The 17,556-nt window shown below is 65.5% G+C and carries 16 protein-coding genes; 6 read left to right on the top strand and 10 right to left on the bottom strand.

Features of this window, described 5'->3' with window-relative positions; all coding sequences use genetic code 11:
* Window positions 1-46: 46 nt before the first annotated feature.
* From ABID59_RS30795 to rsmI, 5 genes are all read right to left on the bottom strand, one after another.
* Window positions 47-1,564, bottom strand: coding sequence for a type II and III secretion system protein family protein (locus ABID59_RS30795; protein WP_354085980.1), 1,518 nt, complete (start codon window positions 1,562-1,564; stop codon window positions 47-49).
* A gap of 10 nt (window positions 1,565-1,574) precedes the next feature.
* Entirely contained in the window at window positions 1,575-2,399 is an 825-nt protein-coding gene (cpaB, locus tag ABID59_RS30790; protein ID WP_354085860.1) for a Flp pilus assembly protein CpaB, read from the bottom strand.
* 283 nt (window positions 2,400-2,682) lie between these two features.
* Window positions 2,683-3,627: a glutathione synthase gene (gene gshB / locus ABID59_RS30785; RefSeq protein WP_354085859.1), complete on the bottom strand. Its 945-nt coding sequence runs from the start codon at window positions 3,625-3,627 to the stop codon at window positions 2,683-2,685.
* A gap of 10 nt (window positions 3,628-3,637) precedes the next feature.
* Window positions 3,638-4,051 (bottom strand): YraN family protein, encoded by a 414-nt coding sequence (locus ABID59_RS30780; protein WP_354031241.1) that lies wholly within the window; start codon window positions 4,049-4,051, stop codon window positions 3,638-3,640.
* Window positions 4,038-4,988 carry a 16S rRNA (cytidine(1402)-2'-O)-methyltransferase gene (rsmI, locus tag ABID59_RS30775; protein ID WP_354085858.1) on the bottom strand — a complete coding sequence of 317 codons (951 nt, stop codon included), beginning with the start codon at window positions 4,986-4,988 and terminating at the stop codon, window positions 4,038-4,040. The genes ABID59_RS30780 and rsmI overlap by 14 nt, the downstream gene beginning before the upstream one ends.
* A 350-nt stretch (window positions 4,989-5,338) precedes the next feature.
* Here rsmI and ABID59_RS30770 point away from each other — a divergent pair, with 350 nt between their 5' ends.
* A complete protein-coding gene (locus ABID59_RS30770) occupies window positions 5,339-6,571 on the top strand; it encodes a penicillin-binding protein activator (RefSeq protein ID WP_354085857.1) in 1,233 nt (410 codons plus the stop codon).
* 114 nt (window positions 6,572-6,685) lie between these two features.
* Here ABID59_RS30770 and hemW read toward each other — a convergent pair whose 3' ends face one another.
* Genes hemW through rph form a run of 3 tightly spaced genes read right to left on the bottom strand, consistent with a single transcriptional unit; the run spans window position 6,686 to window position 9,247 of the window.
* A complete protein-coding gene (gene hemW, locus ABID59_RS30765) occupies window positions 6,686-7,870 on the bottom strand; it encodes a radical SAM family heme chaperone HemW (RefSeq protein WP_354085979.1) in 1,185 nt (394 codons plus the stop codon).
* A gap of 16 nt (window positions 7,871-7,886) precedes the next feature.
* Window positions 7,887-8,522: an RdgB/HAM1 family non-canonical purine NTP pyrophosphatase gene (rdgB, locus tag ABID59_RS30760; protein WP_354085856.1), complete on the bottom strand. Its 636-nt coding sequence runs from the start codon at window positions 8,520-8,522 to the stop codon at window positions 7,887-7,889.
* 11 nt (window positions 8,523-8,533) lie between these two features.
* On the bottom strand, window positions 8,534-9,247 hold the full coding sequence (gene rph, locus ABID59_RS30755) for a ribonuclease PH (protein WP_148752716.1): 714 nt from the start codon (window positions 9,245-9,247) through the stop codon (window positions 8,534-8,536).
* A 179-nt stretch (window positions 9,248-9,426) separates the two neighbouring features.
* Here rph and hrcA point away from each other — a divergent pair, with 179 nt between their 5' ends.
* Window positions 9,427-10,515, top strand: coding sequence for a heat-inducible transcriptional repressor HrcA (hrcA, locus tag ABID59_RS30750; protein ID WP_148752715.1), 1,089 nt, complete (start codon window positions 9,427-9,429; stop codon window positions 10,513-10,515).
* A 98-nt stretch (window positions 10,516-10,613) separates the two neighbouring features.
* Window positions 10,614-11,219: a nucleotide exchange factor GrpE gene (grpE, locus tag ABID59_RS30745; protein ID WP_354085855.1), complete on the top strand. Its 606-nt coding sequence runs from the start codon at window positions 10,614-10,616 to the stop codon at window positions 11,217-11,219.
* A 145-nt stretch (window positions 11,220-11,364) separates the two neighbouring features.
* Here the strand turns inward: grpE and pncA are convergent, their stop codons facing one another.
* Together pncA and ABID59_RS30735 are read right to left on the bottom strand one after the other, a co-directional pair.
* Window positions 11,365-12,087, bottom strand: coding sequence for a bifunctional nicotinamidase/pyrazinamidase (gene pncA, locus ABID59_RS30740; RefSeq protein ID WP_354085854.1), 723 nt, complete (start codon window positions 12,085-12,087; stop codon window positions 11,365-11,367).
* 118 nt (window positions 12,088-12,205) lie between these two features.
* Window positions 12,206-13,147 (bottom strand): hypothetical protein, encoded by a 942-nt coding sequence (locus ABID59_RS30735; RefSeq protein WP_354031247.1) that lies wholly within the window; start codon window positions 13,145-13,147, stop codon window positions 12,206-12,208.
* Between the two features lie 410 nt (window positions 13,148-13,557).
* Between ABID59_RS30735 and dnaK the strand changes: the two genes are divergently transcribed.
* The 3 genes from dnaK to ABID59_RS30720 all read left to right on the top strand — a co-directional run bounded on the left by dnaK (window position 13,558) and on the right by ABID59_RS30720 (window position 17,532).
* Window positions 13,558-15,459 (top strand): molecular chaperone DnaK, encoded by a 1,902-nt coding sequence (gene dnaK / locus ABID59_RS30730; protein WP_148752711.1) that lies wholly within the window; start codon window positions 13,558-13,560, stop codon window positions 15,457-15,459.
* 243 nt (window positions 15,460-15,702) lie between these two features.
* A complete protein-coding gene (gene dnaJ, locus ABID59_RS30725) occupies window positions 15,703-16,839 on the top strand; it encodes a molecular chaperone DnaJ (RefSeq protein ID WP_148752710.1) in 1,137 nt (378 codons plus the stop codon).
* Between the two features lie 93 nt (window positions 16,840-16,932).
* Window positions 16,933-17,532 carry a class I SAM-dependent methyltransferase gene (locus tag ABID59_RS30720; RefSeq protein ID WP_148752709.1) on the top strand — a complete coding sequence of 200 codons (600 nt, stop codon included), beginning with the start codon at window positions 16,933-16,935 and terminating at the stop codon, window positions 17,530-17,532.
* The last annotated feature ends 24 nt before the right edge of the window (window positions 17,533-17,556 follow it).

Here is a 17,556-nt window from a genome sequence, read left to right as displayed (position 1 = left end):
CCCTCTTGTCCGTGTCGTGTCTTGCCCGGTCCCCAAACCGTTGGTGTCAGTCGATGATGAAGCCGAAATCACCGCGATCGCCGTCGATCGGATCGGCGCGGCGGGCGATGCCGTAGAGGCGGTTCATGCGGCCGAGCAGCGCCGACTGCGCATCCGAGGACGGCGCGAAGCCGTCATCGGGCCGCGACAATTCCTTCTGGGCGACCGCGCGCACCACATAGGGGGTCACGATCACCATCAGCTCGGTCTCGTTGTTGACGAAGTCCTGGCTGCGGAACAGCGCGCCGAGGATCGGCACCTGGTCGACGCCGGGCAGGCCGTTGACGGCCTGCTTGGTCTGCTGCTGGATCAGGCCGGCCATCGCCATCGAGCCGCCCGAGGGAATTTCCAGCGTCGTCTCGGCGCGACGGGTCTGGACCGAGGGGATGGTGATCGAGTTGGTCGAGCTCGAGGACAGTGCCTGCGACACGGTGATGGCGTTCTGGTTCGACAGCTCCGAGACCTCGGTCATCACCCGCAGGCTGATCCGGCCTTCGCTCAGCACGACCGGCGTGAAGTTCAGGGAGATGCCGAATTTCTTGTAGGAAATCTGGGTGGTACAGACATGCGTGGTCGGATCGCAGGAATAGCCTGCGGGGATCGGGAATTCGCCGCCCGCGATGAAGGTCGCGGATTCGCCGGAGATCGCCGTCAGGCTCGGCTCGGCCAGGGTGCGCATCACGCCGGCGCTTTCCATCGCGCGCATCGTGGCGCTGACGGTGGCGACGCCCTTGGCGAGGCCGGCGACGCCGAGCCCGTTGCCGCTGACCAGCGGTCCGCCACTGGCCGAGAACGGGTTGGAATTGTTGAAATTCACCACTGCGGTGCCGGCGTTCAGGCTGGCGCTGAGATCGACACCCAGCTGCTTGACGATGTCGCGGCGGACTTCGCCGACCACGACCTTCAGCATCACCTGGTCGCGGCCGCGCACGACGATGTTGTTGACGACCTTGTCGGCGCCGCCGACGAGCTTGGCGGCGACGTCGCCGGCCTGCTGGGCCTCGACCGGGCTCGACACCGAGCCGGTCAGCATCACGCTGTCGCCGACGCCCTCGATCTGCACGCCCGGCAGCGATGCGCGCAGCGCCGTGCGCATGCCGTTGAGGTCGCGCTTGACCGCGATGTCGTAGGAAGCAACCTGCTGGCCGTCGGCGCCGAAGAACACCACGTTGGTCTGGCCGACCTGGCCGCCGATGATATAGGCGCGCTGCGCTGAGCGGATCACCGCATTGGCGATCTTGGGATCGGCCACCAGCACGTCCTTGACCTCGCGCGGCAGGTCGATGACGACCGACTTGCCGACGCCGAGCGACAGCGAACGCGTCCGCGCCGGCGCGATGGTTGCGACCGGCGACACGCCGAGATCCGGCGCCTGCATCGGCGCCTGGTCTCCGACCGGCGCATCCGCAGCGCGGACGAGATCGGGAACTGCGAGCAGCCCCAGCATCAGCATTGCCCCTGCCCGGAACGAGCCAGCGCGCTTCCCCCGAATGCGCAGGCCCATCCGATTACCCCCGTAGTTCATCATGTCCCCATCACTTCTGTGACGTCAGTTGTCGCGCCTGCACGCCGTAGCGGATCACGTTCACGCCGCTCGAGCGTTGTTTGAGCGCCTGGTCCTCGGGCGTGCCGTCGGAGGCGCTGGCATCGGCGATGCTGCGCAACGCAAGTGTCAGCGCGCCGCCCTGGCGCGAGGCCGACAGCGTCGCGACCTGGTCGGGCCGGAGCTCGAGCGTGACCGTCTTGCCGAGCACGGCGTTCTGGCCGTCCTTCTCCTTCGGCGCCTGGTCGATCGCGAGCACGCGGATGTTGGTCAGGATGACTTCCGACAGGATCAGGTCATTGCCGCCGGTCGAGCTGTTGGTGTTGGCGCCATCAGGGTTCTTCAGGCGTCGCGTCAGGACGATGTCGACGCGGTCGTTCGGCAGGATGAAGCCGCCGGCCCCGGTCTCGGCGGAGATCTCGGTGGACACGGCTCGCATGCCGGACGGCAGGATCGCGGCCATGAAGCCGGAGCCGTCGGCCTTCACCAGCTTCTGCTCGCGGATCGGCTCGCCCTGCATCAAGGGCACGCGTGCGATCGAGCCGGCGATCTGGGTCTGCGCGTCGGGCCTGCTGTCGCGGCGGATGAAGGCGCCGCTTGCGGTCGATTGCGGCCAGGTCTGCCATTGCAGATCCTCGGCCTTCACGGCCTGGCCGAGCTGAATGTCGGATTTGGCGACGAGCACTTCGACCGTCGGCAGCTTCTCGGCCACCGGGAGCGCGGGCGCGGGCTTGTTGTCGTAGCCGCTCGCCAGATACGCAGCGACGCCGCCGGCGCCGAGTGCGATGACGAGAACGACAATGCGTGCGGTGTTCATACGCTTCTACTCTTACGCGGGGCACTCGAACCGCACGTGGCGGGTTCCCCGGCATCGATGAGTAGGGAGTAAAAGTATAAGGGGTGTTGCGAGGCCGAGTGTGATGGTCAGTGACGGCGCGGGTTCTGGGCAGATGGTGAATGCCGCGTTAGCCGCGCGGCCAGCGGCCCCGTAGATTCACGCAGGCGCGCTCGTGCGTTCGCACGAGGCGCGGGGCGTCATGGTGAATGGGTGGTTAGTGAAGCGCGGTCAATGTTTCCGTTGATGCCTGTAGCGCCGCTGCTTACTTCGCCCGCTTCTGCTCGATCGTGTCCCAGATCTTCGCCGCAACATCGGGGCCGCCGAGCCGCGCGATGGCGCGGATGCCGGTCGGCGAGGTCACGTTGATCTCGGTGAGGTTGCCGTTGATGACATCGAGGCCGACGAACAGCAGGCCGCGCTCGCGCAACGCCGGGCCGACGGTGGCGCAGATCTCGCGCTCGCGCGGCGTCAGCTCGGTCTCCTTTGCCGCGCCGCCGCGCACCATGTTGGAGCGGAGGTCGTCGGCGGCCGGCACGCGGTTCACCGCGCCAGCGAACTCGCCATTGACCAGGATGATGCGCTTGTCACCGAGCTTCACCTCGGGGATGAACTGCTGGATCACCCAGGCCTCCTTGAAGGTGACCGAGAACATGTCGTAGAGCGAGCCGAAATTCATGTCCTGCGGCATCACGCGGAAGACCGCGGCGCCGCCATGGCCGTGCAGCGGCTTCATCACCACGGCACCATACTTGTCGCGGAAAGCGTTGATCTCTTCGAGGTCGCGCGAGATCAGGGTCGGCGGCATCAACTGCGGAAAGTTCATCACGAACAGCTTTTCGGGCGCATTGCGCACCGAGGCCGGGTCGTTGACGACCAGCGTCTTCGGATGGATGCGCTCGAGCAGATGCGTCGAGGTGATGTAGGCGAGATCGAACGGCGGATCCTGGCGCAGCAGCACCACGTCAAAGCCGTTCAGCGCCTCGCGCCTGGGCTCGCCGAGCGTGAAGTGATCGCCGGGCTCGTCGCGCACGGTCAGGAGCTGCACGGGTGCGACGATCTCGTCGCCGACCATCGAGAGCTTGTCGGGTGTGTAATAGGACAGGCCGTGGCCGCGCTTCTGCGCCTCCAGAAGCAGCGCAAAGGTGGAATCGCCCTTGATGTTGATGCGGGCGATGGGGTCCATCTGGACGGCGACGTTCAGTTTCATGGTCTGCCTTTCAGGTCGAGGCGTCGAATGCCGCCAACACATGGCGTGGAAGTGATCGCGGCGCAATCAGCATGGCGTCGAATCGCAATTCGAATTCCGCATGCTCGGGATGCGTGGCAAGCCAGCCCTGCGCGGCGTCGATGATGCGCTGCTGCTGGCGCGGCGTCACCGCATAGGCGGCCTCATCGAAGCTGGCACGCGCCTTGACCTCGACAAAGGCGATCAGGTTGCGGCGGCGCGCCACGAGGTCGATCTCGCCATGCGGGGTGCGGTAGCGCTTGGCGAGGATGCGGTAGCCCTTCGCCATCAGATAGGCGGCGGCGCGGCTCTCGGCCGAGATGCCGGTGCGGAACGCGGCAACGCGCTCGGGCGAGGCGATCTTCGGTTCCGGTTTCGGATCCGCTGGATCCTTAGGCTTCGCCATCGCCGCCCCGCAAATCTTTTGCGAGTTCGAGCGCGCGGGCATAGACCTCGCGCCGCGGCCGACCCGAGAGCGCGACTGCGTGTGCGACGGCGTCCTTGACGCTGTGGGTGGCGAGCTGCTCGCGCAGGAGACCGTCCAGCGCGTCCGATGTCAGCACGTCGGCATCCGCGGCCGGCGGAGCGATCACCAGCACGAATTCGCCGCGCGTCTCCAGCGTGTCCGCCTCGCGCGCCAGCTCATCGAGCTTCGCGCGCGAGATCTCCTCGTGCAGTTTTGTCAGCTCGCGGCAGATTGCGGCCTCGCGCGTGCCCATGATCTCGGCGAGCTCGGCGAGCGTATCCTGCACCCGGTTGCCGGATTCGAACATCACCAGCGTCGCGTCGATGCGGGCAAGTTCGGTGAGGCGCGACCGCCGCGCGGCGGATTTCGCCGGCAAAAATCCCTCGAAGAAGAAACGGTCGGTCGGCAGGGCCGCGACCGACAGCGCCGCCAGCACCGAGGATGGGCCGGGTAGCGCATAGACCGCATGGCCGGCTGCGCAGACATCGCGGACCAGCTTGAAGCCGGGATCGGAGATCAGCGGCGTGCCGGCGTCCGACACCAGCGCGACCGAGCCGCCTGCGGCAAGCGCCTCCAGGATCCTTGGGCGGGCGGCCTCGGCATTGTGCTCGTGATATTGCTTGAGCGGCGCCGAGATATTGTAACGCTCGGTCAGGCGCCGCGTGATGCGGGTGTCCTCGCAGCAGATGACGTCGACCCCGGCCAGCGTCTGCAGCGCACGCAGGGTGATGTCGCCGAGATTGCCGATCGGGGTCGCGACCAGATAGAGGCCGGCCGCCGCCTTCGGCACCGCGAGCCGATGGGCGTCGATGGAGAAACCGCGCGGGGCGGCGTCCGTAGCTTCAGTCGTATTTATCGAGGCCGGCTTTGCGCGCATAATCAGACGAACTTAGGCATGATCCCCGGGGCTGGGAACCGGTCCCCCGAAAAAGATCGTGCCGGGCAAGATACTGAACTGGGGCGAGGAAAGACTGGAATGTGATCCATCCGGCATCACATTCCCTAGGAAATGAAGCGTCAGCGCCATATTCGTGGCGGAAACCCCGCTTTGATGCTGGATGACGGACGGCGAGCAGCCAACCAGGAACGTAAGGCAGTCGCGTTAAGCGGGCATTATCCTTTTGTTTTGGTTAACTATTTGCCGACAATATGCCTGAATCCGCGGCTTCTGTCGCGGCAAGATTTGCTGTGATCGGCCGGCGACGGAAGATCAGAAGAAGAGCTGCCATGGTGGGCCCGCGTGATCTGAAGTCTTCCGTTAACGGGTCCCGTTTGTCGGGGGCGACCCGGCGGAGTGCGCTTGGCCTGCTGCTCGGCACGCCCTTGCTGTCAGCCTGCGCCGGCGTGCAGCAGAGCCTCAGCCAGTTTTCCAGCCCGTTCTCGAGCTCATCCCCGCCGGCCCAGCCGGCCGGGCCGCCGCAGCAGGCGACGACCGCCGGCACCGGCGGGGTGAAGGTCGGCGTGATCCTGCCGCTCTCGGCCGCCGGCAATGCCGGACTTGCCGCGCAGTCGATGCGCAACGCCGCCGAGATGGCGCTGGCCGAGTTCCAGAACCCGAACATCCAGCTCCTGATCAAGGACGACAATGGCAGCCCGCAAGGTGCGCAAGCCAGTGCGCAGCAGGCAATCGACGAAGGCGCCGAGATCATTCTGGGGCCGCTGTTCGCACAATCGGTCCCGGCCGTGGCCCAGGTCGCGCGCACGCGCGGCATCTCGGTGATGGCGTTCTCGACCGATTCGAGCATCGCAGGCCGCGGCGTCTATCTCTTGAGCTTCCTGCCTGAGTCCGACGTCAATCGCATCGTCGAATATTCCGCCAGCATCGGGAAACGCTCCGTCGCCGTGCTCGTGCCCGACAATGCCTATGGCAATGTGGTCGAAGCCGCGGTGAAGGCCGCAGTGCCCAGGCGCGGCGGACGCATCGTCGCGTTCGAGAAATACGGCGCCGATCGCGCGACGCCGGCGCGCACCGTCGCGCAGCAGCTCGGCAGCGCGGATGCACTGTTCATTGCCGATGACGGCGATGCCGTCGTCGCGGTCGCGGATGCAATGACCGCTGCGGGCGCGAATTTGCGCAACATCCAGCTGCTCGGCACCGGCCTGTGGGACAGCCCGCGTGTCTATGCCAGCCCAAGCCTGCAGGGTGGGCTCTATGCCGCACCCGATCCGGCCGGCTTCCGCGCGTTCTCCGGCCGTTATCGCACCAAATACGGCGCCGATCCGATCCGCACCGCGACGCTCGCCTATGACGCGGTGGCGCTTGTCGCAGCGCTCGCGCGCACGCAGGGCACCACGCGCTTCTCGTCCGACGTGCTCACCAATCCCTCCGGCTTCGCCGGCATCGACGGCCTGTTCCGCTTCCGCGCCGACGGCACCAATGAGCGTGGGCTCGCGGTGATGAAGGTGACGACGGGCGGCGGCGTTGCAGTCGCGGGCTCGCCGAAGAGCTTTGGGGCTTAACGAGCTGCTGTAGGGTGGGCAAAGGCGCGCGCTTGCGCGCCGTGCCCACCATCTCTCAACAAATTTTCATGGAATGGTGGGCACGCTCCGCGTTGCCCACCCTACGAGATCTCATTATGCCGCGAGATCCGCGACCACTGCGTCGAGCACTGGGAATCCGCTGCTCGTGACGCGCAAACGGCCCGTCGCATCCACCGTGATCGCGCCTTCCTCGCGCAGTAGCGCGATGCGTTTGGGATCGAGCGGGCGGCCGGAGAGCGCGGTGTAGCGCTCGGGGTCGATACCTTCGGCCAAGCGCAATCCCATCAGCAAGAATTCGTCGGCGCGTTCTTCGCTGTTGAGAAGATCGTCGGTGACAACGCCATGGCCGCTGCTCTCGACGCGCATCAGCCAGGCTTCGGGACGCTTCTCGGTGGCGGTCGCGTGCCTGGTGCCGTCGATGTCGAGGCGGCCATGCGCGCCGGGGCCGACGCCGGCATATTCCTCGCCGCGCCAGTACACCAGATTATGCCGGCACTCGGCGCCGCGCCGCGCGTGGTTGGAAATCTCGTAGGCAGGCAGCCCCAGCTTGTCGCAGGTCTCCTGTGTCACGTCGTAGAGAGCGCGCGCGACCGCTTCGTCGGGCGTCTTCAGCTTGCCGGCCTGGTGTAGGCCGAAGAACGGCGTGCCTTCCTCGATCGTCAATTGATAGAGCGACAGATGCTCGGCCGCTTCGTCGATTGCGAGACGCAGTTCATCGGCCCACATCGCCGGCGTCTGGTCGGGGCGGGCGTAGATCAGGTCGAACGAATAGCGATCGAACGAACGACGCGCGATCGCAACGGCATCGAGCGCCTCGCGCGCGCTGTGCATGCGGCCCAGCGCCTTCAGCGAGGTATCGTCGAGCGCTTGCACGCCGAGCGAGACGCGGTTGACGCCGGCTGCGCGATAGCCGGCAAAGCGCGTCGCTTCGACACTGGTCGGGTTTGCCTCGAGTGTCACCTCGACGTCGTTGGCAACTTTCCAGTGCTTGCCGATCGCGTCGAGCACGGCGCCGACGGTTGCCGGCTGCATCAGCGACGGCGTGCCGCCGCCGAGGAAGATCGAGGTCACCTCGCGGCCGGGCGAGCGCTGCGCGGTGGTTTCGATCTCGCGGGCGAAGGCGGATGCAAAGCGCGCCTCGTCGATCGCGGCGTGGCGGACATGGCTGTTGAAGTCGCAATAGGGGCACTTCGACAGGCAGAACGGCCAGTGCACGTAGACGCCAAAGGCTTCGGATTCCTGTTTTGACGCGTTTTCCTGGCGCGAACCGGTATCCACTTCGCTCGAAAACGCTCTAGCGCGGCTCAAGGCAGATCTCCGCCAGTTTCACGAAGGCGCGGGCGCGGTGCGACAGGCCGAGGCCAAGCGGCGGCAGGCCGTGCTTCTCGATGCTTTCCATCTCGCCGAAGGTGCGATCGTAACCATCCGGCAGGAACATCGGATCGTAGCCGAAGCCGGCGGCGCCGCGCGGAGGCCACACCAGCGTGCCGTCGACGCGCGCCTCGACCTCTTCGAGATGACCGTCGGGCCAGGCGACGCAGAGCGCCGAGACGAAATGCGCCTTGCGCTTGTCCGGCGAGGTGGCGCCACGCTCCTGCAACAGGCGCTCGATCTGCGCCATTGCGGCAGCGAAATCCTTGGACGGTCCGGCCCAGCGCGCGCTGTAGATGCCGGGCGCGCCGTCGAGCGCATCGACCACGATGCCGGAATCGTCGGCGAAAGCGGGCAACTTCGACGTCTGCGCCGCCGCGACCGCCTTGATCGCTGCATTGCTGCGGAAATCGTTGCCGGTCTCGTCTGGCTCGGGCAGGCCGAGCTCGCCGGCCGACACCACCTCGATGCCATGAGGCGCGAGCAGCTCCTTCATCTCGGCGAGCTTGCCGGGATTATGGGTCGCGATGACGAGCTTTCCGGTGATTCGGCGGTGCATGGGCCTATTGACTACGCGACAGCCAGTTTCTGCAAGTCCACGAGACGCGCGATGCCCTTTTGCGCCAGGGCGATCAGCGCAAGGAACTCGTCCTGGGTAAACGGCTCGCGTTCCGCCGTGCCCTGCACCTCGATGATGCGGCCATCGCCGGTCATGACGAAATTGGCGTCGGTCTGGGCTTCCGAATCCTCGGCATAGTCGAGATCCAGCACCGGCTTGCCCTGATAGATGCCGCAGGAGATCGCGGCGACGTTGTCGCGCATCACGTTGGCCTTGATCATGTTGCGCGTCTTCATCCAGTTGATGCAGTCGGCGAGCGCGACCCAGGCGCCGGTGATCGAGGCGGTGCGGGTGCCGCCGTCGGCCTGGAGCACGTCGCAATCGACCGTGATCTGGCGCTCGCCGAGCGCTTCGAGATCGACGATGGTGCGCAACGAACGCCCGATCAGGCGCTGAATCTCGACGGTGCGGCCGCTCTGCTTGCCGGCGGCGGCTTCGCGGCGGGTGCGTTCGGAGGTCGCGCGCGGCAGCATGCCGTATTCGGCGGTGACCCAGCCGCGGCCCTGGCCCTTCAGCCAGGGAGGCAAACGGTCTTCCAGCGTAGCGGTGACCAGCACATGGGTGTCGCCGAACTTCACGAGGCAGGAGCCTTCCGCATATTTGACCACGCCACGCTCCAGCGTCACGGGGCGCAATTCGTCGGGCGCACGGCGGCTTGGCCGCATGGGAATTCCTCCAAAACTCTCGGAAAAGGGCTATTCGCGGTGCTTGTAGGTGGGGTGAGGGTGGGCGGCAAGGGGGGAAGACAAGGCTTTTTCACCCCCGGTTTTCCACCCCGCAAACGCCACGCTTGTCAGAACCCTCGGGGATGGACAAATTATCAGCATCTGAGAGGAGTTACCCTGTGGCCCATCACGATCCGATCCATCTGATCGCGCCGCGCGCAGGCCTCGCCCAGCTCAACGAGCGTTCCCGCGACATCTTTCGTCAAATTGTCGAAAGCTATCTCGCGACCGGTGAGCCGGTGGGCTCGCGCAACATCTCACGGCTGATCGCGATGCCGCTGTCGCCGGCCTCGGTCCGCAACGTCATGGCCGATCTGGAACATCTCGGCCTGATTTATGCGCCCCACACCTCTGCTGGCCGGCTGCCCACGGAACTCGGCTTGCGCTTCTTTGTCGACGCCTTGATGCAGGTCGGCGACCTCAACGACGCCGAGCGGCAGTCGATCCAGAGCCAGCTGACCTCGGTCGGGCAGGCGCAGTCGGTCGAGGCGGCGCTCGACCAGGCGCTGACGCGGCTGTCGGGTCTCACCCGCACCGCTGCTGTCGTTCTAACGCCGAAATCGAATACCCGGCTGAAACACATCGAATTCGTCCGGCTGGAACCCGAGAAGGCGCTGGTGATCCTGGTCGGCGAGGACGGCCAGGTCGAAAATCGCGTGCTGACGCTGCCGCCGGGGGTTCCCTCCTCGGCCATCACCGAAGCCGGCAACTTCCTCAATTCGCGGATTCGCGGCCGGACGCTCGCCGAGGCGCGACTCGAGCTGGAAACCGCGCTCGGCGAGGCTCGCGCCGAGCTCGACCAATTGACGCAAAAGGTGATCTCGGCCGGGATTGCGAGCTGGTCCGGCGGCGATAATGAAGACCGCCAGCTCATCGTTCGCGGCCACGCCAATCTGCTGGAGGATTTGCACGCGCTGGAGGATCTCGAGCGGGTGCGGCTGCTGTTCGACGATCTCGAGACCAAGCGCGGCGTGATCGACCTGCTCGGGCGCGCCGAAACCGCCGAAGGCGTGCGGATTTTCATCGGTTCGGAGAACAAGCTGTTCTCGCTGTCGGGCTCCTCCACCATCATCTCGCCCTATCGGGACGCGGCCGGCCACATCGTCGGCGTTCTGGGCGTGATCGGGCCGACGCGGCTGAATTATGCCCGTGTGATCCCGACCGTGGACTATGCCGCCCGCATCGTCAGCCGCCTGCTGGGGGGCTGACCGGCATTTGAGCCGATCACGGGCGCTTGATTTTCAGCGCCCGAAGCACGATATCCGGGCCAGCAAAATCCCGTAAGACGAGCTTGAAAAGAGAGCCGATGACCGATCAAGACCGGCAACCCGAAGACACGACCGCCGCGACCGGCGAGCCGGTGGTGTCAAAACCCTACATCATGCCCGACGATCCCGAGCCGGGTTCGGTGGAATTGCTGCAGAAGGAAGCCGCCGAGTCGCGCGACCGCATGCTGCGGACGCTGGCCGAGATGGAAAATCTGCGCAAGCGCACCGCCAGGGAGGTCGCTGACTCCAAGCTCTACGGCGTCACCGGCTTTGCCCGCGACGTGCTCGACATTGCCGACAATCTTCAGCGCGCGCTCGACGCCGTTCCGGCCGAAGCGCGTGCCACCGCCGATCCCGGCCTGATCGCGCTGATCGAAGGCGTCGAGCTCACCGAGCGCTCGCTGCTCAACGCGTTGGAAAAGCACGGCGTGAAGAAGTTCGATCCGCAGGGCCAGAAGTTCGATCCGAACTTCCAGCAGGCGATGTATGAGGTGCCCGATGCGTCGGTGCCCGCGGGCACCGTGGTGCAGGTCATGCAGGCCGGCTACACCATCGGCGATCGCGTGCTGCGACCGGCGCTGGTCGGCGTCGCCAAGGGTGGCACCAAGCCCGCGCCCGCGGCGAACAGCAACGAGGCGGACTGAGCGGCGTCAAGCCGCGTTCTGAAAATTGAGGTGTCATTCCGGGGCGATGCGACGCATCGAACTATGGCGCGCAATTGCGCACCTGAGAATCTCGAGCTTCCGGGTTCGGCTCTGTGAGCCGAACCGGAATGACCGTGCGAAAACCTTACGCGCTCGCCGCGATATCCGCAGACTGAATCCGCTTCACGCCGGCCTTGGCCATATCGGCCCAGGCCTTCGCGAGCGAGCCCTGATTGTCGATGCCGCGGCAGGCGTCTTCCACGACATAGACCTCAAAACCCGCCTTGCGCGCATCGAGCGCGGTCCAGGCGACGCAGAAATCCGTGGCGAGACCCGCCACGAAGACGCGCTTGATCTTGCGGCCCTTGAGATAGCCGGCAAGTCCGGTCGAGGTCTTGCCGTCGGCTTCGAGGAACGCCGAATAACTGTCGACGTCCTTGTGAAAGCCCTTGCGGATGATGAGCTCGGCCTGCGGGATCGAGAGGTCCTTCGACAGCAAGGCGCCGTCGGTGCCTTGCACGCAATGGTCGGGCCACAGCACCTGCTTGCCGTAGGGCAGGTCGATGGTCTCGAACGGCTTCTTGCCGGAATGCACCGAAGCGAACGAGACGTGGCCGGGCGTGTGCCAGTCCTGCGTCATCACCACGTTCGAGAACGCTTTCGCCATCTTGTTGATCACAGGCACGACCTGCTCGCCTTCCTTTACCGCGAGGCTGCCGCCGGGCAGGAAGCAGTTTTGCACGTCGATCACGAGCAGCGCGGATGTGTCGTCGGGCTTGATCGTGGCCGCTGCGAAAAGTGCTGATGGAGCGAGGCCCGCGAGGGCCGTGGTCCCCAGCGCCGCCAAGATCTGTCGTCGGTTTAGCATCGTCGGCCTCCCCTCCAGGATGATCCAATGGAGGGAAGCCTAGTTCCGTTCGTGTACGAACAAAAGCCCGAAAATGCAGCCGGCTCTGGTGAGCGGTTGGGCTGTCAGCCCCAAGAAACTAGCCCTTGGGCTGGATGCCGTCGCGCACGGCGCGGAAGCGGGTGAAGGCGTCCGGCCACTGGTCGCGCGGCGCGCTGGCGATGATGCGGAGCGAAGCACCGCCGGGCGCGAAGCGGATCCACTGCACCACGGTCACCGGCGTCTTGTCCTTGCCACTGACGCCGTCGATCCGGGTCTCGAAGCCCGGCTGGCCGTTGATGCGGATCGGCTCCGACATGGTGACGCGGGACTCGCGCACCCCGGGGATCTGGAGCGCCGCCTCCTGGGCAAAGCGGGCGCGGTCGTCAGCCTGCTGCGGCGTGGCGCCGATCAGGCCGAGGATCATGAACGGCTTAGATTCATAGCCCGAGCTCTCGTTGCCGTCGGCCAAGATGATGCTCGAGCCCGGGACCAGCGTGCGGATGTCCTTGAAGCTGGCGAGATCGGTGATCTTGAACGGCATCAGCCCGATCTGCTCGTCAGCCGACACCTCCTTGCGGGTCACGGCGGTGGCAAACATCTGCCGCACCGCCTCATCGGTGTAGATCTTCGACGCGTTCTCGGGCACCTGCACGGCGACATAGCCGGAGAAGCCGGTGCCCGGCACGATCATCGAATAGCGCCTCACCGGGGTCGTGCCGGCCTTGCCGCTCTCGGTGGTGAAATAGGCAAGGCCCGCGAGCGTCTCAATCTTGTCCGGCTTGATGCCGTTGCTGCCGGCCGGATTGGCGTTGAAGGCGCCCACGACCTCGCCATAGGCCGCCGGCGGCAGCTCGGTGATCAGCACCTTGACGCTGCCGTCCTCACTCTCGAAGCCCGGAAAGGTCTTGGCCGTGTTCAGCCCGACCAGCGGCACCATGCCGAGGCGCAAGCCAGGCGGAAACACGGCGTCGGCGGAGAGCGCCGGAAATGCTGTGGCAACGAGCAGGGCGAGCGCGGCGAGGGGGCGGGTCAGCTTCATGGGCACTCTGATTGGTTCACATTGAGGCCGTTCAATGGTCGGCGATTGGGCCGCTTTGTCGCGCGAAGCAGCCCCATGGGAGGCAGCCCATGGCGAGGCTGTCCGGCCGGCGCCTTTTAGCGGGTTTGGCGCGCCGGCAACAGGGCCGGGCCAATCACGGGCGGCGGGGCTGGCAGATGGCCGAACCTGTTAATATTTCCTCACCCGCAAGGGCGGTGAGGCCCGGATATGATCTTCCAAAACCCAATGTTTTCACGGCCGAAACTTGCGCTCGGTCCTTGCGGGCCCCTCCCCCCCTCCTATATGAGCGTCAACCATCGCAATATCGCGAATGTTTGATCTTAGGGGGTTTCGGTTCGGGTGCCTTCTGGGCCCAGCCAACCTGCCGCAAAAACAAGGATATCAGGACCATGGGAAAGGTCATTGGGATCGACCTCGGCACCACGAATTCGTGCGTCGCCGTAATGGATGGCAAGAACGCCAAAGTCATCGAGAATTCCGAAGGCATGCGCACGACGCCTTCGATCGTCGCCGTGACGGACGACGGTGAGCGCCTCGTCGGCCAGCCTGCCAAGCGCCAGGCCGTTACCAATCCAGAGCGTACGTTCTTCGCAGTGAAGCGCCTCATCGGCCGCCGCTACGACGACCCGATGGTCGAGAAGGACAAGAAGCTCGTTCCGTACAAGATCGTGAAGGCTTCCAACGGCGACGCCTGGGTCGAGGCCGACGGCCAGACCTACTCGCCCTCGCAGGTCTCGGCGTTCATCTTGCAGAAGATGAAGGAGACCGCGGAAGCCCATCTCGGCCAGAAGGTCGACCAGGCGGTCATCACCGTTCCCGCCTACTTCAACGACGCCCAGCGCCAGGCGACCAAGGACGCCGGCAAGATCGCGGGCCTTGAAGTGCTGCGCATCATCAACGAGCCGACCGCGGCTGCGCTGGCCTATGGTCTGGACAAGACCAAGACCGGCACGATCGCCGTGTACGACCTCGGCGGCGGCACGTTCGATATTTCCATTCTCGAGATCGGCGACGGCGTGTTCGAGGTGAAGTCGACCAACGGCGACACCTTCCTCGGCGGCGAAGATTTCGATATGCGCCTCGTGGGCTATCTGGCCGACGAGTTCCAGAAGGAGCAGGGCATCAACCTGCGCAACGACAAGCTCGCGTTGCAGCGCCTGAAGGAAGCCGCTGAAAAGGCCAAGATCGAGCTGTCGTCGACGACGCAGACCGAGATCAACCTGCCCTTCATCACCGCGGACCAGACCGGCCCGAAGCATCTGACGATGAAGCTCACCCGCGCCAAGTTCGAGGCGCTGGTCGACGACCTCGTCCAGAAGACCGTCGAGCCCTGCCGCAAGGCGCTGAAGGACGCCGGCGTCACCGCCGGCGAGATCGGTGAAGTCGTTCTGGTCGGCGGCATGTCGCGCATGCCGAAGGTCCAGGAAGTCGTGAAGCAGCTGTTCGGCAAGGAGCCGCACAAGGGCGTCAATCCGGATGAGGTCGTGGCGATCGGGGCCGCGATCCAGGCCGGCGTGCTCCAGGGCGACGTCAAGGACGTGCTGCTGCTCGACGTGACCCCGCTGTCGCTGGGCATCGAGACGCTGGGCGGCGTGTTCACCCGCATCATCGACCGCAACACCACGATCCCGACCAAGAAGAGCCAGGTGTTCTCGACCGCCGAGGACAATCAGAACGCGGTCACCATCCGCGTCTTCCAGGGCGAGCGTGAAATGGCGGCCGACAACAAGATGCTCGGCCAGTTCGATCTGATGGGCATCCCGCCGGCTCCGCGCGGCATGCCGCAGATCGAGGTGACCTTCGACATCGACGCCAACGGCATCGTCAACGTTTCGGCCAAGGACAAGGCGACCGCCAAGGAACAGCAGATCCGCATTCAGGCCTCCGGTGGCCTGTCGGAAGCCGACATCGACAAGATGGTCAAGGACGCCGAGGCCAATGCCGCGGCCGACAAGCAGCGCCGCGAGGCGGTCGACGCCAAGAACCACGCCGACGCGCTGGTGCACTCCACCGAGAAGGCACTGGCCGAGCACGGTTCGAAGGTCGGCGAGACCGAGCGCCGCGCCATCGAGGATGCCGTCAGCGACCTCAAGGAAGCGCTGAAGGGCAGCGATGCCGAGGCGATCAAGACCAAGACCAACACGCTGGCCCAGGCTTCGATGAAGCTCGGTGAGGCCATGTACACGCAGCAGGCCGAGGCCGACGCCAAGAGGGATGCGGCCAAGGACGACGTCGTCGACGCGGAATTCACCGAGGTCGACGACGACAAGAACAACAAGAAGTCTGCATAAGCCCGAGAGGGTATGATGCGGACGGCTTGGACCCCACACGCTGCACAGGCCTCCCCTCTCAAGGGGGAGGCCGCCGTGTCGGGCTCGACGGGACGAGCGCCCGTTACGATCGATCAATTCCCAGCCGTTATTCTCGACGTTGCCATGCAGTCCTCTGCCGCAAGGCGGAAGGCTGCCTATATCGTCACGTGGCGACGTTGCTTCGCCCCGACTTGAATCGCGATTGGATAGACCGAGTTGAACATGTCCACGTCCGCCAAGCGCTGCTATTACGAAACCCTCGAAGTCGAACGTGACGCCGACGAATCCAGGTTGAAGTCGTCGTTCCGCAAGCTGGCGATGAAGTTTCACCCCGACCGCAATCCCGGGGATGACACCAGCGAGGTCAAGTTCAAGGAAATCAACGAGGCCTACGAGGTCCTGAAGGACAAGGACAAGCGCGCGGCCTATGACCGTTTCGGCCATGCCGCCTTCGAGCAGGGCGGTCCCGGCGGCGGCGGTGCCGGTTTCGGTGCGGGCTTCGCCTCCTCGTTCTCCGATATTTTCGAAGATCTGTTCGGCATGGCCGGACAGCGCGGCCGCGGCGGCCGCGAGCGTGGCGCCGACCTCCGCTACAACATGGAAATCACTCTCGAGGAAGCCTTTGGCGGCAAGACCGCGCAGATCGAGATTCCGGTCTCGGTCACCTGCGAGGCCTGCTCGGGCATCGGCGCCAAGGCGGGCACCAAGCCCAAGATCTGCTCGACCTGCGGCGGTGCCGGCCGCGTGCGGCAGTCGCAGGGCTTCTTCACTCTCGAGCGCACCTGCCCCGGCTGCCAGGGCCGCGGCCAGATGATCGAGGACGCCTGCCCGTCCTGCTCGGGCCAGGGTCGCGTCACCCGCGAGCGGAATCTGTCGGTCAACATCCCCCAGGGCGTCGAGGACGGCACCAGGATCAGGCTCGCCGGCGAAGGCGAGGCCGGCGTCCGCGGCGGCCCGCCCGGCGATCTCTACATCTTCCTGTCGCTGGCCCAGCACCAGTTTTTCCAGCGCGACGGCGCCGATCTGCATTGTCGCGTGCCGATCTCGATGGTGACCGCGGCGCTTGGCGGTGAATTCGAGGTGCCGACCATCGACAAGGGCAAGGCCAAGGTGAAGGTCCCCGCCGGAACCCAGTCCGCCCGCCGATTCCGCATTGCATCAAAGGGCATGCCGGTGCTGCGCTCACGCCAGATGGGCGACATGTACGTTCAGGTCGTGGTCGAGACCCCGCAGAACCTCACCAGGAAGCAGCAGGAATTGCTGGCCGAGTTCGACAAGCTCTCCTCCGGCAACACCCAGCCGGAATCCGAGGGCTTCTTTACCAAGGTCAAGGATTTCTTCGGTAATCGGGCGAGTTGAGCCGTCTTGACCGTATCGCCTTCGGCCTATACCTCTTTGTGACCATTTTCTGACACGCCGCGGTCACGCGGTCTCGTCCCGTCCGGTCCAGACATGCCATTGCCGTCGTCCGCGCGTGCGTTGAAGAAGCCTCGTCTTGACGACGAGGTGCGCTTTCTGAGGTCGTGGATCGAAAAGCCCCTCCACATGGGCGCGGTGATGCCGTCGGGCAAACTTCTCGCCCGAACCATGGCTCATTACGTCGATGTCAATTCGGATGCTCCGGTGGTCGAGCTCGGGCCCGGCACGGGCGCCATCACCTCGGCACTGGTCGAGCGCGGCGTCGACCAGAAGCGCCTCGTCCTCGTCGAATACAATCCCGGCTTCTGCGCGCTGCTGCGCGATCGCTATCCGCAGGCCAAGGTGGTGCAGGGCGATGCCTATCGCCTCCGAGACACGCTCTGGAACGTGCTGAGCGCGCCGGCTAGCGCGGTGGTCTCCGGCCTGCCGCTGGTCACAAAACCGATGCTGACGCGGCTGCGGCTCATTCGCGACGCCTTCACGGCGCTCGCGCCCGGCGCGCCCTTCGTCCAGTTCACCTATGCTGTGGTGCCACCGATCCCGAAATCGCTGCCCGGCGTGACCACAGAGGCCTCGGAACGGATCTGGATGAACCTTCCGCCGGCCCGCGTCTGGGTGTATCGCAAGGACTAATTCCGCCGGCTTCCTCTAATGCGC

The organism is Bradyrhizobium sp. S3.3.6 (genome assembly GCF_040546905.1).
GTDB lineage: Bacteria > Pseudomonadota > Alphaproteobacteria > Rhizobiales > Xanthobacteraceae > Bradyrhizobium > Bradyrhizobium cytisi.
This window is presented reverse-complemented; position numbering and strand designations above follow the sequence as displayed.

What these genes read in the sequence shown, in the direction of transcription:
- ABID59_RS30770 (WP_354085857.1), top strand. Translation starts at nt 5,339, where the DNA reads ATGGTGGGCCCGCGTGATCTGAAGTCTTCCGTTAACGGGTCCCGTTTG.
- pncA (WP_354085854.1), bottom strand. Translation starts at nt 12,087, where the DNA reads ATGCTAAACCGACGACAGATCTTGGCGGCGCTGGGGACCACGGCCCTC.
- gshB (WP_354085859.1), bottom strand. Translation starts at nt 3,627, where the DNA reads ATGAAACTGAACGTCGCCGTCCAGATGGACCCCATCGCCCGCATCAAC.
- rsmI (WP_354085858.1), bottom strand. Translation starts at nt 4,988, where the DNA reads ATGCGCGCAAAGCCGGCCTCGATAAATACGACTGAAGCTACGGACGCC.
- cpaB (WP_354085860.1), bottom strand. Translation starts at nt 2,399, where the DNA reads ATGAACACCGCACGCATTGTCGTTCTCGTCATCGCACTCGGCGCCGGC.
- grpE (WP_354085855.1), top strand. Translation starts at nt 10,614, where the DNA reads ATGACCGATCAAGACCGGCAACCCGAAGACACGACCGCCGCGACCGGC.
- rph (WP_148752716.1), bottom strand. Translation starts at nt 9,247, where the DNA reads ATGCGGCCAAGCCGCCGTGCGCCCGACGAATTGCGCCCCGTGACGCTG.
- ABID59_RS30780 (WP_354031241.1), bottom strand. Translation starts at nt 4,051, where the DNA reads ATGGCGAAGCCTAAGGATCCAGCGGATCCGAAACCGGAACCGAAGATC.
- dnaK (WP_148752711.1), top strand. Translation starts at nt 13,558, where the DNA reads ATGGGAAAGGTCATTGGGATCGACCTCGGCACCACGAATTCGTGCGTC.
- ABID59_RS30720 (WP_148752709.1), top strand. Translation starts at nt 16,933, where the DNA reads ATGCCATTGCCGTCGTCCGCGCGTGCGTTGAAGAAGCCTCGTCTTGAC.
- rdgB (WP_354085856.1), bottom strand. Translation starts at nt 8,522, where the DNA reads ATGCACCGCCGAATCACCGGAAAGCTCGTCATCGCGACCCATAATCCC.
- ABID59_RS30795 (WP_354085980.1), bottom strand. Translation starts at nt 1,564, where the DNA reads ATGAACTACGGGGGTAATCGGATGGGCCTGCGCATTCGGGGGAAGCGC.
- dnaJ (WP_148752710.1), top strand. Translation starts at nt 15,703, where the DNA reads ATGTCCACGTCCGCCAAGCGCTGCTATTACGAAACCCTCGAAGTCGAA.
- ABID59_RS30735 (WP_354031247.1), bottom strand. Translation starts at nt 13,147, where the DNA reads ATGAAGCTGACCCGCCCCCTCGCCGCGCTCGCCCTGCTCGTTGCCACA.